Annotated in this window: 21 protein-coding genes; 7 read left to right on the top strand and 14 right to left on the bottom strand. The window is 69.3% G+C overall.

What is annotated here, in order from left to right; genetic code table 11:
- Positions 1-21 precede the first annotated feature (21 nt).
- From AC0QTQ_RS13950 to AC0QTQ_RS13900, 11 genes are all read right to left on the bottom strand, one after another.
- A complete protein-coding gene (locus AC0QTQ_RS13950; RefSeq protein ID WP_480257077.1) occupies positions 22-894 on the bottom strand; it encodes a transporter in 873 nt (290 codons plus the stop codon).
- A 121-nt stretch (positions 895-1,015) separates the two neighbouring features.
- Positions 1,016-1,789, bottom strand: coding sequence for an SDR family NAD(P)-dependent oxidoreductase (locus tag AC0QTQ_RS13945; protein ID WP_480257076.1), 774 nt, complete (start codon positions 1,787-1,789; stop codon positions 1,016-1,018).
- Between the two features lie 34 nt (positions 1,790-1,823).
- Positions 1,824-2,957: a thiolase family protein gene (locus AC0QTQ_RS13940; protein WP_121534471.1), complete on the bottom strand. Its 1,134-nt coding sequence runs from the start codon at positions 2,955-2,957 to the stop codon at positions 1,824-1,826.
- Positions 2,954-3,397, bottom strand: a complete 444-nt coding sequence (locus AC0QTQ_RS13935; RefSeq protein ID WP_480257075.1) for a Zn-ribbon domain-containing OB-fold protein — start codon at positions 3,395-3,397, stop codon at positions 2,954-2,956. The genes AC0QTQ_RS13940 and AC0QTQ_RS13935 overlap by 4 nt, the downstream gene beginning before the upstream one ends.
- A complete protein-coding gene (locus AC0QTQ_RS13930) occupies positions 3,394-4,959 on the bottom strand; it encodes an AMP-binding protein (RefSeq protein WP_480257074.1) in 1,566 nt (521 codons plus the stop codon). The genes AC0QTQ_RS13935 and AC0QTQ_RS13930 overlap by 4 nt, the downstream gene beginning before the upstream one ends.
- A gap of 25 nt (positions 4,960-4,984) precedes the next feature.
- Positions 4,985-7,033 (bottom strand): hydantoinase B/oxoprolinase family protein, encoded by a 2,049-nt coding sequence (locus tag AC0QTQ_RS13925; protein ID WP_121534469.1) that lies wholly within the window; start codon positions 7,031-7,033, stop codon positions 4,985-4,987.
- A gap of 57 nt (positions 7,034-7,090) precedes the next feature.
- The gene (locus AC0QTQ_RS13920; protein WP_480257073.1) at positions 7,091-9,223 is read right to left on the bottom strand and encodes a hydantoinase/oxoprolinase family protein; all 2,133 of its coding nucleotides are present in this window, start codon (positions 9,221-9,223) and stop codon (positions 7,091-7,093) included.
- Positions 9,224-9,250: 27 nt separating this feature from the next.
- Entirely contained in the window at positions 9,251-10,066 is an 816-nt protein-coding gene (locus tag AC0QTQ_RS13915) for a hypothetical protein (protein ID WP_480257072.1), read from the bottom strand.
- Positions 10,063-10,398, bottom strand: coding sequence for an acetone carboxylase subunit gamma (locus AC0QTQ_RS13910; protein ID WP_480257071.1), 336 nt, complete (start codon positions 10,396-10,398; stop codon positions 10,063-10,065). Before AC0QTQ_RS13910 ends, AC0QTQ_RS13915 begins: the two co-directional genes overlap by 4 nt.
- Before the next feature lie 4 nt (positions 10,399-10,402).
- Positions 10,403-12,370, bottom strand: coding sequence for a hydantoinase/oxoprolinase family protein (locus tag AC0QTQ_RS13905; RefSeq protein ID WP_480257070.1), 1,968 nt, complete (start codon positions 12,368-12,370; stop codon positions 10,403-10,405).
- A 74-nt stretch (positions 12,371-12,444) separates the two neighbouring features.
- Complete coding sequence (locus AC0QTQ_RS13900; RefSeq protein WP_480257069.1) at positions 12,445-13,053, bottom strand: TetR/AcrR family transcriptional regulator; 609 nt, start codon at positions 13,051-13,053, stop codon at positions 12,445-12,447.
- Between the two features lie 348 nt (positions 13,054-13,401).
- Here AC0QTQ_RS13900 and AC0QTQ_RS13895 point away from each other — a divergent pair, with 348 nt between their 5' ends.
- Positions 13,402-15,006, top strand: a complete 1,605-nt coding sequence (locus tag AC0QTQ_RS13895) for a flavin-containing monooxygenase (RefSeq protein ID WP_480257068.1) — start codon at positions 13,402-13,404, stop codon at positions 15,004-15,006.
- A gap of 46 nt (positions 15,007-15,052) precedes the next feature.
- Here the strand turns inward: AC0QTQ_RS13895 and AC0QTQ_RS13890 are convergent, their stop codons facing one another.
- The 3 genes from AC0QTQ_RS13890 to AC0QTQ_RS13880 form a co-directional block, all read right to left on the bottom strand.
- Positions 15,053-15,937 carry a helix-turn-helix domain-containing protein gene (locus AC0QTQ_RS13890; protein ID WP_480257067.1) on the bottom strand — a complete coding sequence of 295 codons (885 nt, stop codon included), beginning with the start codon at positions 15,935-15,937 and terminating at the stop codon, positions 15,053-15,055.
- 72 nt (positions 15,938-16,009) lie between these two features.
- On the bottom strand, positions 16,010-17,203 hold the full coding sequence (gene acmB / locus AC0QTQ_RS13885; protein ID WP_121534461.1) for a methyl acetate hydrolase AcmB: 1,194 nt from the start codon (positions 17,201-17,203) through the stop codon (positions 16,010-16,012).
- Between the two features lie 109 nt (positions 17,204-17,312).
- Entirely contained in the window at positions 17,313-18,314 is a 1,002-nt protein-coding gene (locus tag AC0QTQ_RS13880) for an AraC family transcriptional regulator (RefSeq protein WP_480257066.1), read from the bottom strand.
- A gap of 334 nt (positions 18,315-18,648) precedes the next feature.
- On the opposite strand from AC0QTQ_RS13880, the gene AC0QTQ_RS13875 reads away from it, so the two are divergent.
- From AC0QTQ_RS13875 to AC0QTQ_RS13850, 6 genes are all read left to right on the top strand, one after another.
- The gene (locus tag AC0QTQ_RS13875) at positions 18,649-20,241 is read left to right on the top strand and encodes a GMC family oxidoreductase (protein WP_480257065.1); all 1,593 of its coding nucleotides are present in this window, start codon (positions 18,649-18,651) and stop codon (positions 20,239-20,241) included.
- Between the two features lie 96 nt (positions 20,242-20,337).
- Positions 20,338-21,849: a 4-hydroxyphenylacetate 3-hydroxylase family protein gene (locus AC0QTQ_RS13870; protein WP_480257064.1), complete on the top strand. Its 1,512-nt coding sequence runs from the start codon at positions 20,338-20,340 to the stop codon at positions 21,847-21,849.
- A 57-nt stretch (positions 21,850-21,906) separates the two neighbouring features.
- Positions 21,907-23,175 (top strand): flavin-containing monooxygenase, encoded by a 1,269-nt coding sequence (locus AC0QTQ_RS13865; RefSeq protein WP_480257063.1) that lies wholly within the window; start codon positions 21,907-21,909, stop codon positions 23,173-23,175.
- Between the two features lie 16 nt (positions 23,176-23,191).
- Positions 23,192-23,605: a RidA family protein gene (locus tag AC0QTQ_RS13860; RefSeq protein WP_480257062.1), complete on the top strand. Its 414-nt coding sequence runs from the start codon at positions 23,192-23,194 to the stop codon at positions 23,603-23,605.
- Between the two features lie 70 nt (positions 23,606-23,675).
- The gene (locus tag AC0QTQ_RS13855; protein ID WP_480257061.1) at positions 23,676-24,353 is read left to right on the top strand and encodes a DUF1028 domain-containing protein; all 678 of its coding nucleotides are present in this window, start codon (positions 23,676-23,678) and stop codon (positions 24,351-24,353) included.
- Positions 24,350-25,834: an aldehyde dehydrogenase gene (locus tag AC0QTQ_RS13850; protein ID WP_480257060.1), complete on the top strand. Its 1,485-nt coding sequence runs from the start codon at positions 24,350-24,352 to the stop codon at positions 25,832-25,834. Before AC0QTQ_RS13855 ends, AC0QTQ_RS13850 begins: the two co-directional genes overlap by 4 nt.
- The last annotated feature ends 16 nt before the right edge of the window (positions 25,835-25,850 follow it).

Below are 25,850 nucleotides of genomic sequence, written 5' to 3'. Positions count from 1 at the left end.
TCTTCCGGGGCGCGGGGGGGCTCAGAACATCTTCAGCAGGCGGATCTGGGTCACCAGATTGTCCGCCCCGCCCTTGGCATTGAAATCCTTCGAGATCATGCCCTGCACCTGCACCGTGGGCGAGACGAACTGGTTGGCGAAGAGTCGCAGCGTGTCCACCCGCGTCCTGGTGCCGCTATAGGCGCCGTTCACATAGGTCTCGCCCCCCGACTTGCCGGAATAGCCGACGGAGATCGAGCGCGTCGGCGTCGGCTGGTAGCGCAGGTAGGCCTGCAGCTGCCAGCTCGGGTCATGGCTGATCTTCGCGCCGTTCTCGTCATGGTCGCGGCTGAGCGCGACATCGGCGACGCCGTCGAAGAACCAGCCGTTGCCAAAGCCCTGGATCAGCGCGACCTGGGGCGTCAGCGTCCAGGTGCCGCTGCCGATGCTGACGCCGGCCGGGTCGTAAGTGCCGGTGGGCGCGGTCAGGAAGGCGGTGAGGGCAAAGGTGGTGCCCTGTGCCGGGTTTTCGGGCGCGGCCAGCCAGACCGTCGCGCCGACCGTCAGGTCGCCAAGGCCATTGGCCTCGGGCACGGGGCTGCCGCCGATCTTGGCTTCGGTGAAGCTGCCGAAGGGCAGATAGGCCTGAAGCCCGTAGCGCAGCCCGTCCGCATCGCCGTAATAGAGCACGCGCGACACGCCGGTGACGGCGTCGATGCCGGAGCCGGGGACCTTGCCGACGCCGTCGAAATGCAGGCTGTCGGTGGTGGAATACTGGAAATACTGCAGCAGCACGCGGGTGTCTGCGGGCAGCAGGGTGTAATCGCCGGGGGCCACGTCGATCGCCTGGGCCGTCCCGGCGGAAAGCGCAACTGCCGTCATCGCGGCCACGAGATGCAAGCGGGTCCGTTCCATTCTGTCTCCTCCTCTGTCTGTGGGCCGGACATGCCCCCCCGCCCGGCATGGCGCAGGGCCGTGCCGTTCTCCGCCCGTCCGGTGGGCGGATCTGTGGTCGTGGCGAGGGGGAGGGGGCGGGTCAGACGGCGGTGAAGCCGCCATCCACCGTCATCGTGGCGCCGTTGATGAAGCTCGCCGCATCGGAGCCGAGGAAGGCCACCAGTTCGGCCACCTCCTCAGGGGTGCCATAGCGGCGCATCGGCACCATCTGCGTCATGATCTCGCGCACCGCGCCGCCGGGGATCGCGGCGCCCATGCCCTTTTCGACATCGGCCATCATCCGCGACTCGATCGGCCCCGGATGCACCGAGTTCGAGCGCACTCCCGCCGCGCCGACCTCGGCGGCGACGGTGCGCATCAGCCCGATCACCGCATGCTTGCTGGCGGTATAGGCCGGGATCAGCGGCGTGCCGACCAGCCCGCCCACCGAGGAGGTGACGATGATCGAGCCGCCGCCCCCCGCCAGCATCACCGGCACCACATGCTTGTAGCCAAGGAAGGCGCCGATCAGGTTGATGTCGATGACACGGCGGAAATCCTCGGTCGGATAGGCGCCGATCGGGTGGAACTGCCCCTCGATCCCGGCATTGTTGAAGAAGATGTCGATGCGGCCCGCGGCCTCCACCGCCGTCTTCACATAGGCGGCGACATCTTCCTCGCGCGAGACGTCGGCGGTGGTGGTGATGCAGCCGGGGATTGCCTCCGCCAGCCGGTCGAGCGCCGCCGGGTCGCGGTCCACCCCGACGATCCGCGCGCCGCGCGCCGCCATCAGCCGCGCCGCCGCGCCGCCGATCGCCCCGCCCGCGCCGGTGATCAGCGCGACCTTGCCGTCAAGTCTCTGTCTGTCCGTCATTTCCGTGGTCTCCTCCCTGGAAATTGCCCTGCACTCAGGCGCTTTCGACGATCGCGATGGTGCAGGATTTGGTGTCGGCCTCCTTGTCGCCGCCCATGCAATGGGCAAGGCCAAGGCGGCCCGGCGCGCCCTGCCGGTGCAGATGGCGCGTGACTTCGATGATCTGGGCGATGCCGGTCGCGGCGACCGGATGGCCGCGCGACAGGAGCCCGCCCGAGGGGTTCACCGGCACGCAGGCGCTGTCGCCCGCGAGCAGCCGTTCGGCATAGCGTCCGCCCTCGCCGACGGGGCACAGGCCGAGCCCCTCGTAATGCAGGATCTCCGCGATCGAGAAGGCGTCATGGCATTCGACGACCGAGATCTCCTCGACGCCCGCCTCCGCGCGCTCCCAGGCGAGGCGGGCGGTGCGGCTGTCGGTCTCCCATTCCGACAGCTCCGCCATCGGGTCATAGGACCCGCTGGTCAGCACGGTGGCGCGCAGCCGGGCCCGCGCGCCGCACTGCCGCGCCAGCCGCTCGCTGACCAGCACGAGGGCCGCCGCGCCATCGGCGACGGGCGAGCATTGCAGCCGCGTCAGCGGGTCGACGACCAGCGGCGCGGCCAGCACCTCGGCCAGCGTCAGCGGCGTGCGCATCATCGCGAGTGGATTGCCCGCCGCCGCGCGCCGGTTCTTCACCGACACCGCCGCAAGCTGGTCGGCGGTGGTGCCGAAGCGCGCCATGTGGCGGCTTGCCCGCAGCGCAAATCCCGCCGGCGTGACCCGGCCGAGCAGCGTGTCGGCGAGCGTCTTGCCGGAATCGATCAGCCCGAGCGCGGGGTGGAACATCTTCTCCGCCCCGACCACCAGCGCGGCATCCACCTCGCCGGCGCGGATCGCCAGCGCGGCGATATGCACCGCGGTCGAACCCGAGGTGCAGGCGTTTTCCACATTCATCACCGCGCAGCCAGCGATGCCGACATGGGCCAGCACGTCCTGCCCCATGGTCAGGCTGCCCGACAGCCGTGCCGCCAGCGCATTGGCGAAGACGGCCATGCCGATGCGGCGCGGGGGCAGCCCGGCCTGCAGCAGCGCCTCGCGCGCGGCGCGCGCGGCCAGGGCCTCGAGGCTGGTGTCCTCGTGCCGGCCGAAGGCGGTCAGGCCGCAACCTGCAATCCAGGGCTGGGTCATGGCCGGGTCTCCGTCAGGGGCTCTGCGGCGGGCACGAAGACCGGGCGCAGGCAGGGGGTTGCGTCATTGTCGGTGCCAAGCGGCATCAGGCTCAGCCGCACCCGGCTGCCCGGGACCAGGCTGTCGGCATCCTCGGGCGCGAACAGGCCGAACAGGCGCAGCGGCGCGGCCTCGAGGTCGACGAAGCCGATGACATAGCCCGGCGGCAGCCCATAGGGCGGGCGCACCCGCACCCGCGTCAGGCAATTCACCCGGCCGTCGCCCGGGATCAGCACTTCGGTCGTCGTGTCGAGACCGTCGCCGGCATAGAGCCGCGGCGGAAAGATCACCGCGTCGCCCTGCGCCGGCCGCGACGCCCGCAGCAGCACGGTGCCATCCGCGGCCAGCGCGAATTGCGCGGCCAGCTCGGGCGGGAGTTCGGGAGCGGGGACGCCGGTCATGCCCGCGCCGCCTTCCCGCCCGCCTCGTAATCCCAGGTGTCGGGGGTGACGCCCTCGGCCTTCAGCCGGTGCTTCTCGACCCGGGCGGTGGCGGTCTTGGGCAGATCCGGCACATAGCGGATGAAGCGCGGCAGCATGAACTCGGCCATCTTGCCCGCACAGGCGGCGCGCAGTGCGGCCGGGTCGCGCGGCGCGCCCTCGGCCGCCACGACGCAGGCCATCACCTCGTCCTCGCCCAGCTCGGAGGGCACCGGGATCACCGCGCATTCGCGCACGCTCGCCTCGGCGTTCAGGATCCTTTCGACCTCGAAGGACGAGATGTTCTCGCCGCGCCGGCGCAGGGCATCCTTGTCGCGGTCGAGGAAATACCAGAAGCCCTCGGCATCCACCTGCAACAGATCGCCGGTGTGGAACCACAGGTCGCGGAAGGCCTCGACGGTCTTTTCCGGCATGCCGACATATTCGATCATCATGCCATGCGGCGCCTTCGGCCGCACCAGAAGCTGGCCGGGGGTGTCGGGAGTGGTGATCGGTTCGCCCGCCGCGTCGATCAGCATCAACTCGTAATGCGGGGTCTGCCGGCCGCAGGAGCCGGGACGGGCGCGGGCGGGATCGGCCATGATCGGCACGCCGATCTCGCTCATGCCATAGCCCTCGATCAGGGTGACGCCGAAGCGCGCCTCGAAGGCCTCGAACAGGCCCTTGCCGGCGCCGGCGCCCATCATCACCCGCAGGCTGTGGGCGCGGTCCGCGGGGCTTTCGGGGGCCTTCATCAGCACCGAGAGGATGGTGCCGATGTAGTTGAAGGCGGTGCAGCCCTGGCTGCGCAGATCCTCCCAGAAGCGGCTGGCGGAGAATTTCGGCACCAGCACGGTGCGCGCGCCGGCCATCAGCGCGGGCAGGGCCGACAGGATCTGCGCATTGCCGTGAAACAGCGGCAGGGCGTTGTAGAGGCAGTCGTCCTCGCCATAGCCGGTGGCGGCGCAGACCTGGCTTGCGGCGGCGATCGCATAGCCTTGCGGCATCAGCGCGCCCTTCGACAGGCCGGTGGTGCCCGAGGTGAACATGATCGCATAGGGATCGCCGGCCGAGACCGTCACCTCGGGCGGGGGCGTCTCGCTTGCCATCAGCCGTTCGAGCGGCAGGCATCCCGCAGGCGCCGTGCCGCGCGTCACCACCGTCAGCGGCCAGGGGATTTCCCCCCGCACCGCGTCGAGCGCCGGCAGGTAGCCGGGGTCGAGGATGACGACCCGGGCCTTCGACAGCCGCAGCATATGCGCGAGAACCGCGCCGCGATGGGCCGTGTTCAGCGGCACTTCCACCGCGCCGAGACGCGACAGGCCGAACCACAGCGCCAGGTATTCGACGCAATTGTCGAGCATCAGGGCGACGGCGTCGCCCTTGCCGACGCCGAGGCCGGCAAGGCCCGCCGCCGCTCGGCAGGAGAGAGCCTCCATCCCGGCAAAGCTGAGCTCGGTCTCGCCGAAGGTCAGGAACCGGCGTTGCCCGTATCGGGCGGCCTGCCGGGACAGCAGGCCGTGGATGGTGGTCGGGGTCGTCATCGCGTGTCTTCCTTTCCCCGCCCGCTCAGGCGGCCGCGTCCTGCCAGGGGCCGTAGTAGCGCAGCACCGCTTCGGGCGGCGATTGCTGCGCCCATTCGGCGACGAAGGCGTCATAGGGTTTGGCGCGGGCGAGCCGGGCCTTGCGCCGGGTCGCGCGCAGGGCGTCGGTCTCGGCCGGATCGGCCAGTCCGGTGCGGGGATTGATCGCGACGGCGTAGATGTCCCGCGCCGCGGAGGCGGCACAGCGCCCCATCGCCACGTCGCGCGCCACCGCCTCGGGGTCGCGCTGCAGCACGTCGCCATAGCCCGCCCCGCCCGAGATCGGCACATAGAAGGTGTCGCCGCCCTGGAACAGCGCCGGCGCATGGGCAAGGTTGAGGTAGTCGCGCTGCCCCTCCTCGGGGGTGCCGGCGTAAAGCTCGGCCATGGTGCGGGGCAGGGGGGCGCCTTCCGCCATCAGCGCCTCGAGGTTCGATCCGCGCACCGTCTGCACGAAGGCCGGCGGCGCCGCCCGCCCGCCGAAGATGCCGAGCGTGGCCGGGAAATGCGAGCCAAACCCCATCGAGCCGAGCGCCACCATCGGCACGCCGTGCACCTTGATCCCCATGCCGACGCCGGAACCGCCGCGGTATTTCCCGTGACCATAGGAATTGTCGAAGAAATTCCGAAAGGTATAGAGGAAGGGGCGCTCGGCCTCGGTGGTCTCGACATCGCCGCAATCGCTCATCGTGGCGAAGAAGGCGCCGGCGACATCGACGCCATCCATGCCCGGGCGGCCGCCCGCACCGGTGGCGTTGATCTCGGGGGTGATGTCGGCCATCGGCTCGCCCCACTGGTTGAAGCCGCCGAAGACCGTCACCGCAAAGCCGGTGTACCAGGCCCCGGCCGCGCGCGAGGGATCGGTGGCATAGGCGAGCTTCGCACCGGCCATGAACATGCCCTGGCTGAAGGCCACCATCGTCGCGGGGGCATAGGACACCGGCACGTCGCCGTTGGGATTGATGAAGCTGTTTTCCGGGAACTCCCAGTCCACCGCCTCGAGCAGGCCGTTGTTGGCGGGCAGGTCGGGCATCAGCCAGCCGCAGACATAGACCATCGCCATCCCCAGCAGGCCCTGGAAATAGGTGTTCACCGGCCGGTCGTGCAGCATCGGCGAGGAGCCGTTCAGGATCAGCTTGATCCGGTCGCCCTTCTTCTCGATCGTCAGGTTGATCTTCAGCAGCGCCGATTCCGGCCCGGTCGTGTCCATGAAGCGCGGCTGGCGATAGATGCCGTCATTGAGCGTGGCGATGCGCGCGCGCGCCGCCTCGCCGGTCTGCTTCAGGATCCGGCGCAGCCCGCCGACGAGGAAATCCGGGCCGATCTCGGCCAGATAGTCGTGCAGGCGCCGCTCGGCGATGCGCGCGGCGGCAAGGCGCGCCTTGATGTCGAGCACCATGGTGCGCGGATCGCGGGTCGCGGTGGCCAGAAGACCCAGAAGATCCTCCTTCAGCGCGAAGTTCTCGCCGATCTTGATCGGCGGGCACATCAGCCCCTCGTCGTAGCGCGACTTCGCCCCGTTCACCATGCCGCCCGGCTCCGAGCCGCCGCATTCGCCGGTGTGGACCGCCGCGCCGATGAAGCACACCAGCTCGCCGCCGGAGAAGACCGGGATGCACAGGCCCATGTCGGCATTGTGCACGCCGCCATAGAAGGGGTCGTTGTAGAAGAAGGCGTCGCCCTCCTTCAGGCCCACGGTCGGGTCATGGGCCAGATGCTTGACAAGGTATTTCACCGGCAGCTGGCTCAGCACCGCGTGGTGATAGATGCCGGTGGCACAGACCGCCAGATCGCCCTGTGCGGTATAGATTCCGAAGGCCACGTCGCCCCACCGCATCGCGGTCGAAGCGCCCAGCTTCATCGTGGTTTCCTTGCCCTCGAGCGCGATCATGTGCAGCTTGTGGGTGAAGATCTCGTATTCCAGATCGTTCAGCCCCTCCATCGCCCGCGCCTCGCGGTCGGAGGGCGGTTCCGGGCGCAGCCGTTGCACGACCTCGGTGTCGCGGCTGTAGCGGATGGTCATCGGTGCGTTCATTCTGTCCTCCCTTGGACGGGCAGTCCCGTGCCGGGACCGCCGCCCTGTTGTGCCGTTTCAGCCCTGCGCGGTGATGATGCCGTTGCGCAGGCGGTTCATGCGGTAGATCCAGCCCGGTTCGATCACATAGGTCGTGTCGGGCGCCTCGATGATCGCGGGACCGGGGATCTCGGCGCCGGGGCGCAGCGCGGTCCAGTCGTGGACCGGGGTGTCGACCATGCCCTCGGCCGCGTCGAAGCAGGCCGGGCGGATCGCGCCGGGCTCGGGGTGATGCGGGGTCTCGTCGCTGCCGTTCAGCCGGCGCGGCTCCTGGCGGATGGCGGCGGTGACGAAGATCGCCTCGATCGCGATCCCGCCCGAGGGGAAGGCCGCCTCGGGCGAATAGACCGTGGCATATTGCGCCTCGAACCGGTCGCACAGGGCACGGAAGTCATCGGCACCGGCAAAGCTCAGCGTCGGCGAGGTCACCCGCGTCAGGTGGTATTGCGAGCCATAGCGCATGTCGAATTCAAGCGTGAAGGCGATGCGGTCGGCGTCGAACCCCTCGAGCTTGAGATCGCGGGTGGCGCGGTCGGTCAGATCGGCGATCACCGCGTTCAGCGCTTCGGGATCGGCCAGATAGGTCTGGGTCCTGAAGTCGAACAGCCGCAGGCTGCGCGACTGCTCCCAGACCTGGCGGATCTCCATCGACGAGGCGCCGAAGGCCCCCGAGACCGAGGACATCGCCGGCACGATGATCGTGGTGGCGCCGACATGGCGCGCGAAGCCGCAGGCATGGCCCGCCCCCGCGCCGCCGCAGGCATAGACCGCGAACCTGCGCGGGTTATGGCCCTTGAGCGCGACCTCGTTGAACATCTCCTGCCCCATGCGGGCGTCGATCAGGCGGCGGATGCGCCAGGCGGCCTCGAGCACCGAGATCCCCAGCGGCTCGGCGATGCGGCTGCGGATCGCCTCGTGCGCGGCATCGGGATCAAGCAGCATGGCGCCGCCGAGGTAGTTGTCCGGGTTGACATAGCCGAGCACCAGATCGGCATCGGTCACGGTCGGTTCCTGCCCGCCCTGGTCGTAGCACGCCGGGCCCGGCACCGAGCCCGCCGACTGCGGCCCGACCTCGAGCTGGCCGCCCATGGCCTGGTTGATCCAGGCGATCGAACCGCCGCCCGCGCCGATCGAGCGCACCTCGATCGCCGGGATATTGGTGCGCCAGCGGTCGATGACCGGAATGAAGTCCTGCGCCCGCAGCACCCCCCCGGCGAGCACGCCGATGTCGAAGGAGGTGCCCCCCATGTCGGCGAAGACGATGTCCTTCACGCCCTCCTGTGCGCCGATCAGCGCGGCGCCGTACATCCCTGCCACCGGCCCTGCGTTGTGGGTCAGCACCGCCCGGGTGCGCGAGACCTTCTTCGATCCGCCGGTGTTGTGCACGAGGATCAGCGGCCGGCGATAGTTCGCCCGGCGCAGGTTGTGGGTCAGATCGCCCAGTTCCTGCATCATCACGCCGTGGATGTAGGCGTTGACCAGCGCCGTCATCGTGCGGGTGTATTCGCCCGCCTTGGGCGAGACCTCGGAGGCCAGCGTGACCGGCATCGAGCCGAGGAATTCCTCGGGATATTCCTCCTCGATGATGCGGCGGATCTCGCGCTCATGCGCGGGGTTCATGAACGACCACAGCAGGCTGACCACGATCCCCTGCACGCCGCGGTCGACCAGCATCTGCAGCTTCTCGCGCAGCTCGTCGGGGTCGAGGGCGCGGATCACCCGGCCGTTGCAATCGAGCCGCTCGGACAGGCCCATCACCATGTCGGGGGCGACCAGCGGCTCGGGCTTGCGGATCACCGCCATGTCGCGGATCTCGTGGAAGGCCATGCCGTCGGCCCAGCTGCGCGAGCGGCCGATGAAGATCGTGTCCTCGAAGCCCGCGGTGGTGATCAGCCCGAGGCGCGGCCCCTTGCGCTCGATCAGCGCGTTGGTGCCGATCGTGGTGGAGTAGCGCAGCGCCTCGACCTGGCCGAGGAAGCTGTCCTGGGCCAGGCCGGCGCGCTTGCCCAGCTCGCGCAGGCCGCGGATCAGACCGACCGACAGGTCGTAATGGGTGGTGGGCGATTTGGCGGTGATCAGCGTGCCATCTTCGGCGATGGCGCACAGATCGGTAAAGGTGCCGCCGATGTCGATGCCAACATCGTAAGTCATGGGTTCCTCCCTGATCGAAGCGGCGCCTCAGGCGCGCTCCGTTATGGTTGCGATGGCCGCGCGGGCCAGCTGCGGTTCGGTGTCATGGGCAAGGCCCGCACAGCCGCTGACGATCAGCGGCAGGCCGGCTGCGGCCGCGGCGCCGCGGCCACGTTGCAGGGCGGCGCCGAAGCCTGGCGCGTCCGACCAGTCCGGCGCGATGGCCAGCGCCCGCTCGCCCGTCACCGGTCCGGCCTCCGGCGCGTCCGGAGCGGGGGCGAAGGACAGGTCCGGACGGGCCGGGCCGGTCATCTCGGGCAGGGCGGGCCACATGCCCTTCAGGATATCGAAATGCTCGGCCAGGCGTTTCAGCGCGCCATAGAGGCGTGGCAGGCTGCGGTTTGCGGCCTCCTCGCCGCTTGCCGCAGGTTCGCGCAGCACGATGATGTCGGGACGCAGCCGCGACAGCGCCTCGAACTCCTCGATCAGCCCCGGCTTGATCTCGCGCAGCGCCGCGTCCAGATCGCCGCCAAGGGCCCGGGCGCGGGCGATCGGGCCGGGGATCTCGGCCAGCACTGCGAGTTTCAGTCGCCCCGCCGCGGCCGCGGCCCGGGTCACCGCATCGCGATGCGCGGCGGCTGACAGGGTGATGCCGGCGGCGGGGGCCGCGCTGACCCAGACCGCATCCGCGCCGAGGAACCGCGCCGCCGCCACCGTGGCGCCGGCCAGCGCCTGCGGTTCGGCGAGATCGGCGAGCGGCCTTGCCTCGAGCCTTGCGCCGAAGGCGGCGGCCGAGGGCATCAGGATCGGGGCGGTCCAGTGCAGCCCGCCGCGCAGGGCCTCGATGGCGCCGAGGCCGCTCATGCCGCGCCCCCGTGCTTCGCCTTCAGCGCATCGATGTCGAGCTCGATGTCATGGGTCAGCGGATGGCCCGGCGGCAGGTATTCGTTTTCCAGCACCGTGGCGCAGGACGGGCAGTAGAACTCCACCAGCCGGCAGAAGTCCGGGTCGGGGGTGAAGCTGTAGGCCGCGCCCTGGACCAGCGGCGGATGCGCCTCGGCCAGCGGCACCTCGGCGACGAGGCAGCCGGTCTTGTAATTCGCCCGCGCCGGGGCAAGGCGGTGGCCGCAGGCGACGCAGCACCATTCCTCGGTGGCAAGGTCGATGGCCAGGTTTTCCGTGATGCGAATGGTCATGTCCTCAGCCTTTCGTCAGCAGCAGGTTGGCGAAACGGTCGATGCGGGCCTGCCAGCCGGGCGCGACCCAGATCGTGGTCTTGTCGCTTTCGAGCAGGGCCGGGCCGGTCAGGGCATGGCCGGGGCAGAGCCGCTCGAGGTCGAAGACCGGCACATCGGCGGCCGGGCCCGGGCCGCAGATCACCGCGCGCCGGCCGGTCTGCGCCGCATCGGCGGCAGGCGCGCCGAGGGCGCGCTCGGCAAAGCTGAAATGCGGCACCGGGGCCGAGGCGAAAAGGCCGACGGTGGCGAATTGCGCCGCATCGGGAACGCGCGCCGCGATCGCCTCGTGCAGGGCGGCAAGGGCCGCCGGGGCGAGCGGGTCGGCCACCTCGACCGAGACCTGCGCCTCGGACCCGTCCTTGCGGCGCAGGATCGCGTTCAGGTGCCACGACAGGCTGTCGGGGTCGAAGCCCTCGCCGCGCATGTCGCGCAGCGCGGTCGCCTGCATGCCGGCGACGAGCCCCGCCACCTTCTCGCGCAGCCCGGGCGTGCCGCCCTCGGCCTCGACCGCGCACATGTAGCCGTGCCCGACATCCATCAGCGAGGAGGAAAAGGCCGAGAACACCGCCGAGAAGGGGGTGATCGCGATCCGGCTCAGCCCCGCCATCTCGGCCACGCGGCAGGCGTGGAGCGGACCGGCCCCGCCATAGACCGTGAGCAGCGGGTCGCTCTTGGCGGTGTGTCGCAGCGCCGCGATGGCCGTGCCCACGCTGCTGTCGACCTGGTTGACGACGCTCAGCGCCGCCTCTTCGAGGCTGATCCCGAGCGGCTCTGCCAGATGCTGGCGCACCGCCTCGCGGGCCTTGCCGGCATCCAGCCGGCGCGCACCGCCGAGGAAGTTGTCGGGATCGATCCGGCCGAGGACCAGGTTGCAATCGGTCACCGTCGGCTCGCTGCCGCCCAGCCCGAAGCACGCCGGCCCCGGCATCGCCCCGGCCGAGCGCGGCCCGACGACAAGCACCCCGTCGACCACCGCGGCGATCGAGCCGCCGCCGGCGCCAAGCGCCTCGACCTCGTTCATCGGCACGTTGGTGCGATAGCCCTCGATGCCCGGGCGCAGCGCGACATTCAGCTGGCCGTCGCTCACCAGCCCGATGTCGAAGGAGGTGCCCCCCATGTCGGCCGAGATCACGTCGCTTTCGCCATAGAGCCGGCCGATCGCGCGGGCGCCGACCAGCCCCGCGGCGGGGCCCGAGTTGTAGGTGCTGATGGCGCGGGTCTTGGCCACGCGGGCGACCGCGCCGTCATTGTGGCCGATCAGGAACGGGCCGCGATAGCGCCGCGCCCGCAGCTCCTGCTCGGCCTTGTAGAGCAGCCGCGCCAGACGGCTGTGCGAATAGGCCGAGACGACGGCGCTGTTGATCCGCTCGCCATAGCCGCTGCGCACAGTGATGTCCGACGACAGGAAGACCGGGATCGAGCCGAGGAAATCGCGCGGATATTCCGCCTTGATCACCTGCCGCACCGCCCGTTCGCGGGTCGGGTCGGTCTCGCTGCCGTCGAGCGCCACGACCAGGCATTGCGCGCCCGCATCGATCAGCGCCTGCGCGCGGTCGAGCACCTGCGAGGGGCTGAGCCCGGCGCCGATCTCGATCGCCATGTCGGGGCTGACGATGCCGGGTTTGCCTTCGGCTTCGAGCGGCGCCAGCGCCCGCCCGCCCTCCGACAGGATCAGCCCGATCTTCGCGCCGTTGCGCTCGATCAGCGCATTGGTGCCGACGGTCGAGGCGAAGCGCACCACGTCGGTCTGTTCGAGGAATGCCTCGACGCTCAGACCGACCGCCCCGGCGCCGGCCGTGATGCAGGCCAGGAAGCACTCGGTCAGGTCGTGCGGGGTGGTGGGGGTCTTGACCGCGCGTGCCACGCCCGGCCCGGAAACGAAACCGTCGGTGAAGGTGCCGCCGGTGTCGATGTCGATTGTAAAAGCCATGTCTCCTCCCTTCGGCGCGGCAGGGCCGCTCCGTTCTTTTTTCGTCCGTGATGACGGGTCCGGTTCAGCCGACCTCAGTCGCGGCAGACGGCGCGGCTGATGAAGTTGATGATTTCCTGATGCAGCGTGTCGGCGGGCAGCGGGCCGTCGGCGCGGTACCAGCGCAGGTGCCAGTTGACGACGCCGAGGATGTTGAAGACCGCGACGCGGATGTGGCCTTCGTGCAGCGCGCCCTCGGCCGAGAGCGCCTCGAGGACAGCGGTGTAGATCTCGAGGATCTCGCGCTGGATCTCGAGCGTCTCGCGCGAGCTGTCCTCGCCGAGCTGGCCCTGTTCGGTCAGCAGCATCAGAAGCTCGCGCTGATGCTCCACCCCGGCGCGCAGATGTTCGCGGATCAGCGCGTCAAGCTGGGCGCGCGGGGTGTCGGCCTGGGCGATGGCGGCCCGCAACCGGCCCGGCAGGCTGCGCACCGAGCGGTTCATGATCTCGCGCCACAGGCCTTCCTTGTTGCTGAAGTAGTAATAGATGTTCGACAGGCTGACGCCATGTTCGCGCGCGATGTCGCGAATGGAGGTCCCGCTGAACCCCTTCTCGGAAAACATCTCGACTGCGGTTTCAAGCAGGCTTTCACGCATGTCCGCCTGATCGACCACAGTGCCGCGACTGTTGCCGGGTGTTGCCATCAGAATGTTCCTCCCTCCGTCCGAATCATGGTTCGAACGTTCGTTCTATAAGCGGGCCTGCGCGGCTTTCTGTCAAGAACGGCGAGCGGGGAGGGGCTGAAAATCCGCTTTTCCGCGGGCCGGCGGCGACTGCGTTCCGCGCCGGGGCGATCATGCCGGTCGTCCCGGCCCCGAGACCGGGCGCGCTGCGCGTGCGGATGGCCGCACCGCGCCCTCCCGTTTCGTTCAAAGATCGCCGCGAAACCTTCAAGACCCGCGCTACGGCCCTCGCCTAGCCTTGTCACAGCCCGACCGTTGGGAGGCGGCCGGGCCGATGCAGGACCACATGCAGATCAAGGGAGGATCGACGTGACACAGAAAATCGACGCGCTCATCATCGGGGCCGGGGTCGCGGGGCTGTACCAGCTTTACCAGCTGCGCCAGGAAGGCATGAGCGTGCACGGCGTCGAGGCCGGCACCAATGTCGGCGGCACCTGGTACTGGAACCGCTACCCGGGCGCGAAATTCGACTCCGAAAGCTATATCTACCAGTATCTCTTCGACGAGGAGCTCTACAAGGACTGGACCTGGAGCGAGCGCTTCCCGGCCCAGCCCGAGATCGAGCGCTGGATGAACTACATCGCCGACCGGCTCGACCTGCGCAAGGACTACACCTTCGGTGCGCGGGTGACGAAGGCCGAGTTCGACGCCGCGACCGGGCGCTGGCGCGTCGAGACCGACACCGGCGAAAGCTGGGACACGCAATTCCTGATCGGCTGCACCGGCATGCTCTCGGCGCCGCTCGAGAACCGGTTTCCGGGGCAGGAGAGCTTCAACGGCACGATCCTGCACACCGCGCGCTATCCGAAGGGCGGGCTCGACCTTGCCGGCAAGCGGGTCGGCGTGATCGGCATCGGCGCGACCGGGATCCAGGTGATCCAGACGATTGCGAACGAGGTCGGCGATCTCAAGGTCTTCGTGCGCACGCCGCAATACGTGCTGCCGATGAAGAACCCGAAATACGGCCCGGACGAGGAACACTGGTACAAGGGCCGCTTCGGCGAGCTGAAGCAGAACCTGCCGCACAGCTTCACCGGCTTCGAATACGACTTCCAGCACAAATGGGCCGATCTGAGCCCCGAGGAGCGCCGCGCGGTGCTCGAGGAGATCCATGCCGACGGCTCGCTGAAGCTGTGGCTGGCCTCCTTCGCCGAGATCTTCTTCGACGAGGCGGTGAGTGCCGAGGTCTCGGATTTCGTGCGCGAGAAGATGACGGCGCGGCTGAAGGACCCGAAGCTCATCGACATCCTGGTGCCGAAGCCCGGCGACTATGGCTTCGGCACGCATCGGGTGCCGCTCGAGATGAATTATCTCGAGGTCTATCTGCGCGACAATGTCGAGGCGGTGAGGGTGCGCGACAACCCGATCGCCGAGATCGTGCCCGAGGGGGTGAAGCTTGCCGACGGCACGGTCTATCCGCTCGATGTCATCATCATGGCGGTGGGCTTCGACGCGGGCTCGGGGGCGCTGTCGCGCATCGACATCACCGGCCGCGACGGGATGAAGCTTGCCGAGGAATGGGGCCGCGAGATCCGCACCACGCTCGGCATGCAGAAGCACGGCTTCCCGAACCTGTTCATGACCGGCGCACCGCTCGCCCCCTCGGCCGCGCTGTGCAACATGACCACCTGCCTGCAGCAGCAGACGGAATGGATCACCGACTGCATCCGCTCGCTGCGCGGTTCGAACAAGACGGTGATCGAACCCACCGCCGAGGGCGAGGAGGCCTGGGTGCGGCACCATGACGAGGTGGCGAACGCGACGCTGATCGCACGGACGAACTCGTGGTACACGGGCTCGAACGTGCCGGGCAAGCCGCGCCGGGTGCTGTCCTATACCGGCGGCGTCGGCACCTATCGGCAGAAATGCCGGGAGGCGGCCGAGGCGGGCTATCAGGGCTTCGCGATGAGCTGACCCGGACGGGCGGGGCGGAATGTGGCACCGTTCCGGCTGGCCCCGGTCACTCCGCCCGTCGCCGGAAGGCGGCGGGCGTTTCGCCGGTGGTGGCCGCGAACACCCGCGTCAGATGCGCCTGATCGGAAAAGCCGCATTCCGCCGCCACCGCCTTGATCGGCAGCGCCGAGCGGGCCAGCATCTCGCGCGCGCGCTCGATCCGCCGCGCCATCACCCAGGCATAGGGCGGCCGGCCGAAGCTCTTGCGGAATTGCCGCGCGAAGAGGCAGGGCGGCAGGCCCAGCACCGCCGCCATCCCCTTCAGGTCCAGCGCCTCGGCCAGATGCGTCTCGACGTAATCGGCAATCACCCGCTGCTGCCGCGGCCCGAGCGCGCCGGGCACCGCCGTGTCGCGCGACTGCACCGAGGCATAGCGGCGCAGCAGATGCACGACGAGCGCGCGGGCAAGCGATTCCACGTAAAGCGCGCCGCCCATGCCGCGCTCGCGCGCCTCGGCCGCGATCGCCGCCATCGCATGGGTGACCACCGGGTCCTCGGTACGCAGCACATCGGCCAGCGCCACCTCGTTCACGCAGCAATCCATCACCTCGCTTGCCACCTCGGCAACGAATTTCCCGTCGAGATAGAGATGGGTGACGTCGATCGGCGCGTGCCAGCTCCAGTTCGCGCGCTGCGCCCGGGTCAGCAGCGAGGCCGCCCCGGGGCCGAGCGTGTCATTCGTCCAGCGCCCGTCGAAGCGGCGCCGCATCGGCGTGGTGCCGGCGCTGTAACCCACCAGCAGGAAGTCGCGCATCGCCGGCACGATGACCTCCTGTCCCTCGTAGTGATAGGCGCGCAGCTGCACATGCCGCCAGCCGAGCGTGTCGCTTGCCAGCAGCAGCCGCCCCGGCACCCAGTCCGGCAGCTCCTCGAAAGGGATCAGCCCGTTCATGCCCTCCTCCCAAACGGCGAACGGGCGGGGAGCGGTGTCCGCTCCCCGCGATCTTCGGTGCCCGTTCGGGCCTCAGGCGGCGCGGGCGGCGGCCATCGCGCGATAGACCGCGCTCTCGAAATCGAGGTAGCCGGTGAAGGAGACGGGGTCGCCGAAGGGCAGGATCTGCGTCGCCCAATAGCCGCCGACGCCGGTCTTGCGGTCGATCCAGTAGAAGCTGTTGGCCAGCCCCGCCCAGCCGATCGACCCCGCGGGCCGGCCCGTCGGCGCCTCTTCCTCGTTGGTCATGAAGGTGTAGGACCACCCCTTCTTCAGCCCCGGGAAGAATTCGGCGTCATTCGACAGCTCGGGGATCACGCCGGGCAGCATCCCCACCTTCTGATGCGCCTGCAGCCCGTTCTGCACCGCCCAGCCGACGGTCTCGGGGCGCAGCACGCGGCCGTTCGGGCCGTCGCCGTCGTTCAGCCACATCCGGATGAACTTCATGTATTCCGGGATCGTGGCATACAGCCCGTGCCCGCCCATCTCGACCTCGGGGTCGTCGGGCAGGAAGAACTCGTCCATCGGCGTCAGCGCGCCATCGGCGCCGCGGGCATGGATGATCGCGGTGCGGGTCTTCATCGCCGGGGTGCGGGTGAAGGCGATCTCCTCCATGCCGAGCCGGTCGAAGATGCGCTCGCGCATCACCGCGCCAAGGCTCTTGCCCCGGATTCCCTCGACCACCTGGCCCGCCCAGTCGATGTTGGTGCCATATTCCCACCGCGTGCCCGGATCGAACAGCAGCGGCGTCTCGATGCAGCCGCGCGAGGCGGTGACCACCGAGGGCTGACCGTGCTCCTCGGCGAGCCGCCGATAGGTCGCGTTGAAGAAGTCATAGCCGAAACCGCCGGTGTGCAGCAGCAGCTGGCGCGTGGTGACATCGGTCTTCGGCGCGCGCAGCCGCGGCGTGCCGTCGGCGTCGAAGCCCTCGATCACCTGCAGCCGGCCAAGCGCCGGGGCATAGGTCTTTGCCGGCGCATCCAGGTCGAGAAGCCCGTCCTCGACGCATTGCAGCGCCGCGGTGCCGGTGATCGCCTTGGTCGTCGAGAAGATGGCGAAGACCGTCTCCTCGTCCATCGGCGTGCCACCGAGCCGGCGCTCCCCCGCCGCCCCGGAATAGAGGGTGCCGTCGCGGTCGGTGACCATCGCCACCACGCCCGGCACCCGCGCCGCACCCGCGGTGACGCCGTGCAGCACCGCATCGCAGGCCGTCTTCAGATCCTTCATGTCGTCCTCCCTGAGCTTTCGCTCCCCTCAGCCTGCCATGAGGCCGGGGCGCGGTCTGTCCGGTTTGCGCAGGCGCTGTCCGGTTTCGGAAGGCAAATGCGGCGCCCGGTCAAAGCCGCCGGCGCGCCCGCGTCTGCGATGGCAACTCGCCGAAGCGGCGGCGATACTGCCCGGCCAGCGCGCCGAAATTGACGAAGCCCCAGCCGCTCGCGATCTCGCCGATCGAGCGCTCGGGCGGCGCCGAGGCCAGCTCGGCATGCAGTCCTTCCAGCCGGCGCGCGGCCAGAAACGCGCGCGGCGAGATCCCGCGAAAGCGGCGGAACCCTTCCGAAAGCGTGCGCGCCGAGACCCCGAGCCGCGCCGCCACGGTGCCGATCGTCGGCGGGTCGCGGGCCTCGGCGGTCAGCATCTCCTCGGCGCGGCGCACGTAGAAGGGGGCGGCGGCGCGGGCGCCGTCCTCGAGGCGCAGGCCGGTTTGCCCTGCCCATTCGCGCAGCAGCTCGAGGCAGAGCATCTCCTCGAGGTGGCGCCCGATCACCTCGGTGCCGGGCAGCGTGCCGCCGAGCGTGCGCGCGGCGTAATCGAGCAGCCGCAGCCAGGCCGAGTCCCGTCCGCCGATCTTCACCCGGCGCGTCCAGAGCGCGTCGTCGGGCACGAAGCCGAACCAGCGCGCGGCGGTCTCCTCCATCAGCCGGTGCGGCAGCGTCAGGTTCAGCTGCATGTGGTCGTCATCGCCATCGAGCCAGTAGTCGGTGCGCGCGCAATCGGCGACGAAGCTTTCGCCCGCGCCGGTGGTGGCGGGCGTGGACCCGGTCTGGTGACGCAGCGCGCCGCGCAGGGTGGTCAGCACGAGGATATTGCCTGCCTCGGGGTCGAACCGGTCGAGGTGGATCCCGGTGCCATAGGAAAACCGGGTCAGCAGCACGCGGCCGGCGGGCGCCGAGATCATCGTCGCATCGGGCAACGCAAGGCGGTCGAGCGGCCGCACCCGATAGGGCATGTAGGCCGTCTTGCAGAACGCCTGCACCTCCTCCCAGTCGGTCGAGCGCGTCCGCCGGTCATGGCGGATCGCTGCGCCGGACGCATCGACCAGCAAGGCCTCCTCCAACATGACGCCCTCCCCGCGCTCTGCTGTGAGGGACATGCTAGCACGGCCAGGGCGGGCCGTGGGCAAACTCCGCGGGCCGGGATCTGCGACCTTGGTCGTAGGACACGCGGGTTCGCGCGGCGCCCGTTCGCGCGCCGCCTTGCCCATTCCGGCGCCGCCCCGCGCTGCTTCCCGCCGCGGACGAAAACCCCGCCGGATGGCGTCTCAAGCAAAATCAGTGGCTTGCGGGGCAGGGGGCCAAGCTTCGGTTTCTCCTAAGCCAAGCCTAGGAAAATGCTTCTGCAGCCTCAGCCGATCGCCGGTCATGGTCGCCGGGACGCAAGCAGGAGGCCGGGACATGACCGCAACCGAGTTCGATTACATCATCGTGGGCGCAGGATCGGCGGGCTGCGTGCTGGCGAACCGGCTCTCGGCCGGGGGCCGAGCGACGGTCTGCGTGATCGAGGGGGGCGGCACGGAAAGCGCGCCGAACGTCACCGTGCCGGCGGGGATCCTGTCGCTCTACGGCAATCCGAAATACGATTATGCCTTCACCGGCACGCCGCAGCCCGAGCTGAACAACCGCCGCATCCCGGTGAACCGCGGCAAGGCGCTTGGCGGCTCCTCCACCATCAACTCGATGGTGTTCATCCGCGGCGCCTGTTCCGATTACGACGAATGGCGCGATCTTGGCTGCGCGGGCTGGGGCTGGGACGACGTGCTGCCGGTATTCAAGTCACTCGAGGCGAACCAGATCGGGCAGTCGCCCGAGTGGCACGGCACCGAGGGCGAGCTTTACGTCAGCGCCGCACGCGATCCGAACGTGCTCGACCGGATGTTCATCGCCGCGGGCCGCGCGGTGGGCTTGCGCGAGAACACCGATTTCAACGCCGGCACGCAGGAGGGGCTGGGCGTCTACAACGTCACGCAGAAGAACGGCACGCGCTGGTCTTCCTATCGCGCCTTTCTGAAACCGGTGCGGGAGCGCAAGAACCTCACCGTTCTGACCGGCACCGAGACGCATCGCGTGGTGCTGGATGGCACCCGCGCGACCGGGGTCGAGGTCAGCGACGCCAGCGGGCGGCGGGTGCTCACCGCGCGCCGCGAGGTGATCCTCAGCGCGGGCGCGATCGGCTCGCCCGCGATCCTGATGCGCTCGGGCATCGGGCCGGCGGCGATGTTGAAGGCGGCGGGCGTCGCCGTCGCCCATGACCTGCCGGGGGTGGGGCAGAACCTGCGCGACCATATCGACGGCATGATCACCGTGCGCTCGCGCTCGACGAAGACGCTGGGCCTGTCGCTCGCCAACCTGCCGGCGATGATCGCGGCGCCCTTCAGATATCTCTTTGCGCGCAAGGGGATGCTGACCACGAATTACGTCGAGGCAGGCGGGTTCGCGCGCACGAAATTCGCGGGCGACGAACCCGACATCCAGTTCCACTTCGTGCCGGGCTACCGCAGCCACCGCGGGCGGCTCGTCGAATACGGTCACGGCTATGCGGTCCATACCTGCGTGCTGCGGCCGAAATCGGTGGGGGAAATCCGGCTCGCGAAGGATGGCGGCGCCGAGATCGACCATCGCTTCTTCACCGATCCGCAGGATGCGAAGACGCTGGTCGAAGGGATCAAGATCGCCCGTGCGATCTTTGCCGACAGCGCCTTTGACGAGGTCCGCGGCCCCGAGATGCTGCCCGGCCCGAAGGTGCAAAGCGACGCCGAGATCCTGGCCTATCTGCGGGCCGAGGCGCTGACTGTCTATCACCCCGTCGGCACCTGCAAGATGGGCAGCGATGCCCTCGCCGTCACCGATCCGGCGACGCTGAAGGTGCGCGGGATCGAGGGGCTGCGTGTGGCCGACGCCTCGGTGATGCCGACGCTGATTGGCGGCAACACCAACGTGCCCTCGATGATGATCGGCGAGCGCTGCGCCCGGATGGTGCTCTCTGCTTAGGCTGATCCTAAGCCGTGGTGACGCAGGAATTTCTTTTTCCTCAGCCAATCCTGCGTCACCCTCTTCCTGCAAGGCGATGAACCAGAGTTTTCCGCGATGATCCGCACAGGCACTGACTACAGGGAGTCGATCCGGGACGGGCGCGAGATCCACGTCAACGGCGAGCGTGTCGCCGACGTGACCGCCCACCCGATGTTCAAGCCCCTGGTCGACATCCGCGCGCGGATCTTCGACATGGCGCATGCGCCCGAGACCGCGGCCCTGATGACCGTGCGCGGCGAGGGCGAGGTGAACGCGCAGGCCAACGCGCTGCCCTTCAGTCAGGCCGACTGGTGGGCGAAGCGGCGCGCGACCGAGGCGGTGCTCGATGCCGTCGGCGGCGTGGTGACGCGCGTGGGCGACGAGACCGTGGGCGAGATGTGGTCGCTCCATGACTGCGCCGCGACGCTGAACGAGATCGACCCGCAATTCGCGCCGAACATCGCCGCCCATATCGCGCGCGTGGTGCGCGCCGACCCGTTCCACGTTTCGGCCAATACCGACCCGAAGGGCGACCGCTCGAAGACGCCCGGCGAGCAGGACCCGGACATGCTCCTGCATGTCGTGCGCGAGACCGATGCCGGCCTCATTGTGCGCGGCGCGAAGTTCGAGACCGCGGCGGCCTATGCGAACCAGGCCTTCACCAAGCCGACGATCGCGACCTGGGGCGAGGGGGCGCTGTCGCCCTATGCCGTGGGCTTCATCTGCGATCTGGGCGCGCCGGGGCTGAAGTTCATCTGCCGCACCGGTTTCGCGACCCGCGCGCCCGCCGAGGATTACCCGCTCTCGAACCGCTTCGACGAGATCGAGGCGCTGGTGATCTTCGACGACGTGCTGATCCCCTGGGAGAACGTGCTCTTCCATCGCCACGTGGCCTCGGCGATGGCGATGCGCGCCACGCTGCACCGCTATTCCGCCTTCGCCTTCGTGCAGCGCAGCCTGAAATTCGCCGACATGATGATCGGCGCGGCACTGTTCAACCTGCGCCAGACCGGGCTCGACCGGTTGCAGGGCGTGCAGGAGAAGCTTGCGCAGCTTGCCTGCTGGCGCGAGGGGATCGACGCGCATCTGACCTCGGCGATCGCGATGGCCGAACGGAGCCCGGCCGGGCTGATGATGCCGAACCAGTCGCTGATCTATGCCGGCCGCGTCTTTGCGGCGGGGCAGATGGCAGCGATGATGCATCTGGCGCGCGAGCTTTGCGGCGGGCAGATCGGGCTCACCCCCGACGTGGCCGCCTTCCGCGCGCCCGAAACCGCGCCCTGGCTCGAGAAATTCTACGGCATCAATGACGAATGGCAGGCCGAGGACCGCCGCAAGCTGCTGGCCTTCGCGCGCGACCTGCTCAATTCCGACTATGCCGGCCACCGGCTGACCTTCGAGCTTTTCGCGCAATCGCCGCCCTTCGCCCATCTCGCCGCGGTCTATCGCAACTTCGACTGGGACGGCCCGCTCGACTGCGTGCGCCAGGCTGCGGGGCTGAGCGAGCGCGTCATGGGCGCGGCGACGCGGAACTGCGCCGACAGCCCGGCCAGCCGCTGGTTCGCCACCGAACGCGCGGGCCCCTGAGCCCCCCTTGTTTCCTGCGCCCCCGGGCGCCCCCGAATTTCACAGAAGGACTGAACGATGTCAGTTGAAAAGATCGAAGCCCTCGTCGTCGGCGCCGGACAGGCCGGCCTTGCCGCGAGCGAGCATCTCGGCCGCGCCGGCATTCCGCATCTCGTGCTCGAGCGCAGCCGGATCGCCGAGCGCTGGCGCACCGCACGCTGGGATTCGCTCGTCGCCAATGGCCCCGCCTGGCACGACCGCTTCCCGACGCTTGAGTTCGACGCCGATCCCGATGCCTTCGTGGCGAAGGACGCGGTCGCCGATTACATGGAGGCCTATGCAAGCCAGATCGGCGCGCCGGTGCGCTGCGGCGTCGAGGTGAAGCAGGTCGCCCGCCTCGAAGGCCGCCCCGGGTTCCGCGTCGAGACCTCGACCGGCGTGATCGAGGCGGAATACGTGATCGCCGCGACCGGCGCCTTCCAGACGCCCTCGATCCCGCCGCTGGTGCCCGCAAGCACCGGCATCACCCAGATCCATTCGAGCGACTACCGCAACCCCGCCCAGATCGCGCCGGGCGCGGTTCTGGTCGTCGGCGCCGGCTCCTCGGGCGTGCAGATCGCCGACGAGCTGCTCGCCGCGGGGCGCAAGGTCTATCTGTCGGTCGGGCCGCATGACCGCCCGCCGCGCAGCTATCGCGGCCGCGATTTCGTCTGGTGGCTCGGTGTGCTGAACCTCTGGGATGCCGATGCGAACCCGTCCTCCGAGCACACGACGATTGCGGTGAGCGGCGCGCATGGCGGCCAGACCGTCGATTTCCGCAAGCTTGCGGCGCGCGGGATGGTGCTGCTTGGCCGGACCGAAGGGTTTGACGCGGGCACGATGCGTTTCGCCCCGGATCTCGCGAAGAACGTCGCGGGCGGGGACGCGAATTATCTGTCGCTGCTCGATGCCGCCGACGCCTATGTCGCGCGCAACGGCCTCGATCTGCCCGAGGAGCCGCAGGCCCGCGTGATCGGTGCCGATCCCGCCTGCATGACCGATCCGATCCTCGCGCTCGATCTGGCCGAGGCCGGGATCACCACGATCCTCTGGGCCACCGGCTTCAGCTCGGATTATTCCTGGCTGCCCGAGGGCGCGCTCGACGCCGCCGGCAAGCCGCGCCATTCGCGGGGCGTCTCGAGCGAGGCGGGGATCTATTTCCTCGGCCTGCCGTGGCAGACGCGCCGCGGCTCCTCCTTCATCTGGGGGTGCTGGCACGACGCGAAATTCGTCGCCGATCACATCGCCAAGCAGCGCGGCTATCTCGCCTATGCGCCCGCCGCCGAACCCGTCACCAAGACCGCCTGATTTCCGGAGACCCGACATGGCCCATATCCGCATCCGCAAATTCAACACCAAGGACACCTATCCCGAGCAGAAGCTCGACAACGACCTGTGCCAGGCCGTGGTCGCGCGCGGCGCGACGGTGTTCCTGCGCGGCCAGTGCCCGCAGGATCTCGACACCGCCGAGGACATCGGCTCGATGGATCCGGTCGAGCAGACCCACAAGGTGATGCAGAACATCCGCCAGCTGATCGAGGAGGCCGGCGGCAAGATGGAGCATCTGTGCAAGGTCACCGTCTATCTGACCGACGTGCGCCACCGCGAGGCGGTCTATCGGACGATGGGCGAATACATCAAGGGCGTGCATCCGGTCTCGACCGGGGTGGTGGTGACCTGCCTCGCGCGGCCCTCGTGGCTGGTCGAGATCGACGCGACGGCGGTGATCCCGGACTGAGAGCGCCGGGGGGCGCCGCCCCCCGGACCCCCCGAGGTATTTCGGGCAAGATGAAAGGGATGGGGTTGCGATGACCTTTTCGATCGTGGCGCGCTGCGCCGAGAGCGGGCAATTCGGGATGGCGATTTCGTCCTCCTCGCCGGCGGTGGCGGCGCGCTGTGCCTTTGCCCGGGCGGGCGTGGGCGCGGTGGCGACGCAGAACGTGACGAACCCGGGGCTCGGGCCGCTGATGCTCGAGCGGCTGGCGGCGGGCGAGAGCGCCGAAGCGGCGGTTTCGGCGGCGGTGGCGGCGGACGGCTTTGCCGCCTATCGGCAATTGCTCGCCATCGGGGCAACCGGGGTGCCGGCGATCCATTCCGGTCCGCATGCGCTCGGGCTCTGGTCCTCGGCCACGGGCGTTGACTGTGCCGCGGGTGGTAACCTGCTGGCGGACGCCGGTGTGCCCGCGGCGATGGTCGCGGGGTTCGAGGCCGCGACCGGGGGCCTTGGCGACCGGCTGATTGCCGCGATGCAGGCGGGGCTTGCGCTTGGCGGCGAGGCGGGGCCGGTGCATTCGGCAGGCCTTCTGATCGTCGACCGCCAGGCCTGGCCCTGGGCCGAGCTGCGCATCGACTGGCTGGATGACGGCTGCCCGATTGCGGCGCTCGCCCGCGCCTGGGATGTCTATGCGCCGCAGGCGAATGACTATGTGACCCGCGCGCTGAACCCGGTCGCGGCCCCTTCCTACGGCGTTCCCGGAGACGAATGATGCAGAGCCTCGCCCATTACACCGCCCGCGCGGGCGCGCTGATGATGCGCAACCAGTGCTGGATCGACGGGCGCTTCGTGCCCGCCGCCTCGGGCGCGCGGGTCGAGAGCGTGAACCCGGCGACCGGCCTTGTGCTCACCGATGTCGCGCGCGGTGGCGCCGAGGATATCGACCGCGCCGTGCGCGCCGCGCGCCGCGCCTTCGAGGATGGCCGCTGGTCGAAGCAGACGCCCGGCGCGCGCAAGGAGGTGCTGCTGCGTCTGGCGAACCTGCTGCGCGAGAACCTCGAGGAATTCGCGCTTCTCGACACGCTCGACATGGGCAAGCCGATTGCCGAGACGGTGAACGTCGATGTGCCCGGTTCGGCGCATTTCTTCCAGTGGCATGCCGAGGCGATCGACAAGCTCTATGACGAGGTCGCGCCGACCGGCGGGCGGGACATCGCGCTCATCCGCCGCGTGCCGCTTGGGGTGATCGGCGCGGTGGTGCCGTGGAACTTCCCGCTCGACATGGCAACCTGGAAGCTCGCGCCGGCCTTGGCCGCAGGCAATTCGGTGGTGCTGAAACCGGCCGAGCAATCGCCGCTTTCGGCGTTGCGTCTGGCCGAACTCGCCGCCGAGGCGGGGCTGCCCGGTGGCGTGCTGAACGTCGTGCCGGGGTTTGGCGAGGATGCGGGGCAGGCGCTTGGCCGGCACCCCGACGTCGACTGCCTCGTCTTCACCGGCTCGACCGAGGTCGGCAAGATGTTCCAGCGCTACGCCGGCGAGAGCAACATGAAACAGGTCTGGCTCGAGACCGGCGGCAAGAGCCCGAACCTGATCTTTGCCGATGCCGATCTGGATGCCGCCGCCGACAAGGCCGCCTTCGGCATCTTCTTCAACCAGGGCGAGGTCTGTTCGGCCAATTCGCGGATGCTGGTGCATGAGAGCATCGCCGAGGAGATGATCGACCGGATGAAGGTGCGGGCCGAGGCGATCCGGCCGGGCAACCCGCTCGACCCCGAAACCACGATGGGCGCAATGGTCGATGCGCGCCATGCCGAGCGGGTGGCGGGGTTCCTGGCCTCGGGCAAGCAATCCGCGCGTCTGGTGACCGGCGGGGAGCGGCTGACGATCGGCGGTTCGGACGCCTTCATCGCGCCGACGATCTTCGCCGATGTGCCGCGCGACGCCCGTATCGCGCGCGAGGAGATCTTCGGCCCGGTGCTTGCGGTGCAGACCTTCCGCGACGACGCCGAGGCGATCGCGATCGCGAACGACACGGTCTATGGGCTGGCCGCCTCGGTCTGGACGCGCGATCTGAGCCGGGCGATGGCGGTTTCCGATGCGCTGGTCGCGGGCACCATCTCGGTCAACACCGTCGATGCGCTTTCCGCGATGACACCCTTCGGCGGCATGAAGCAGTCGGGATTCGGCCGCGACCTGTCGATCCATTCCTTCGACAAGTATTCGGCGCTGAAGACGGTCTGGATCAGCTATTGACGGCAAGGGCGCGGCG

The organism is Paenirhodobacter sp. YD-8, from assembly GCF_056590935.1.
The sequence above is the reverse complement of the archived record's forward strand: the minus strand, read 5'-3'. Positions and strand labels throughout refer to the sequence as shown.

Excerpts from the sequence above, each read along its gene's own strand:
- AC0QTQ_RS13860 (WP_480257062.1), top strand. The coding sequence starts at position 23,192 with ATGGCCCATATCCGCATCCGCAAATTCAACACCAAGGACACCTATCCC.
- AC0QTQ_RS13870 (WP_480257064.1), top strand. The coding sequence starts at position 20,338 with ATGATCCGCACAGGCACTGACTACAGGGAGTCGATCCGGGACGGGCGC.
- AC0QTQ_RS13855 (WP_480257061.1), top strand. The coding sequence starts at position 23,676 with ATGACCTTTTCGATCGTGGCGCGCTGCGCCGAGAGCGGGCAATTCGGG.
- AC0QTQ_RS13850 (WP_480257060.1), top strand. The coding sequence starts at position 24,350 with ATGATGCAGAGCCTCGCCCATTACACCGCCCGCGCGGGCGCGCTGATG.
- AC0QTQ_RS13930 (WP_480257074.1), bottom strand. The coding sequence starts at position 4,959 with ATGACGACCCCGACCACCATCCACGGCCTGCTGTCCCGGCAGGCCGCC.
- AC0QTQ_RS13935 (WP_480257075.1), bottom strand. The coding sequence starts at position 3,397 with ATGACCGGCGTCCCCGCTCCCGAACTCCCGCCCGAGCTGGCCGCGCAA.
- AC0QTQ_RS13865 (WP_480257063.1), top strand. The coding sequence starts at position 21,907 with ATGTCAGTTGAAAAGATCGAAGCCCTCGTCGTCGGCGCCGGACAGGCC.
- AC0QTQ_RS13905 (WP_480257070.1), bottom strand. The coding sequence starts at position 12,370 with ATGGCTTTTACAATCGACATCGACACCGGCGGCACCTTCACCGACGGT.
- AC0QTQ_RS13880 (WP_480257066.1), bottom strand. The coding sequence starts at position 18,314 with ATGTTGGAGGAGGCCTTGCTGGTCGATGCGTCCGGCGCAGCGATCCGC.
- AC0QTQ_RS13940 (WP_121534471.1), bottom strand. The coding sequence starts at position 2,957 with ATGACCCAGCCCTGGATTGCAGGTTGCGGCCTGACCGCCTTCGGCCGG.
- AC0QTQ_RS13875 (WP_480257065.1), top strand. The coding sequence starts at position 18,649 with ATGACCGCAACCGAGTTCGATTACATCATCGTGGGCGCAGGATCGGCG.
- AC0QTQ_RS13945 (WP_480257076.1), bottom strand. The coding sequence starts at position 1,789 with ATGACGGACAGACAGAGACTTGACGGCAAGGTCGCGCTGATCACCGGC.
- AC0QTQ_RS13925 (WP_121534469.1), bottom strand. The coding sequence starts at position 7,033 with ATGAACGCACCGATGACCATCCGCTACAGCCGCGACACCGAGGTCGTG.
- acmB (WP_121534461.1), bottom strand. The coding sequence starts at position 17,203 with ATGAAGGATCTGAAGACGGCCTGCGATGCGGTGCTGCACGGCGTCACC.
- AC0QTQ_RS13915 (WP_480257072.1), bottom strand. The coding sequence starts at position 10,066 with ATGAGCGGCCTCGGCGCCATCGAGGCCCTGCGCGGCGGGCTGCACTGG.
- AC0QTQ_RS13900 (WP_480257069.1), bottom strand. The coding sequence starts at position 13,053 with ATGGCAACACCCGGCAACAGTCGCGGCACTGTGGTCGATCAGGCGGAC.
- AC0QTQ_RS13950 (WP_480257077.1), bottom strand. The coding sequence starts at position 894 with ATGGAACGGACCCGCTTGCATCTCGTGGCCGCGATGACGGCAGTTGCG.
- AC0QTQ_RS13920 (WP_480257073.1), bottom strand. The coding sequence starts at position 9,223 with ATGACTTACGATGTTGGCATCGACATCGGCGGCACCTTTACCGATCTG.
- AC0QTQ_RS13910 (WP_480257071.1), bottom strand. The coding sequence starts at position 10,398 with ATGACCATTCGCATCACGGAAAACCTGGCCATCGACCTTGCCACCGAG.
- AC0QTQ_RS13890 (WP_480257067.1), bottom strand. The coding sequence starts at position 15,937 with ATGAACGGGCTGATCCCTTTCGAGGAGCTGCCGGACTGGGTGCCGGGG.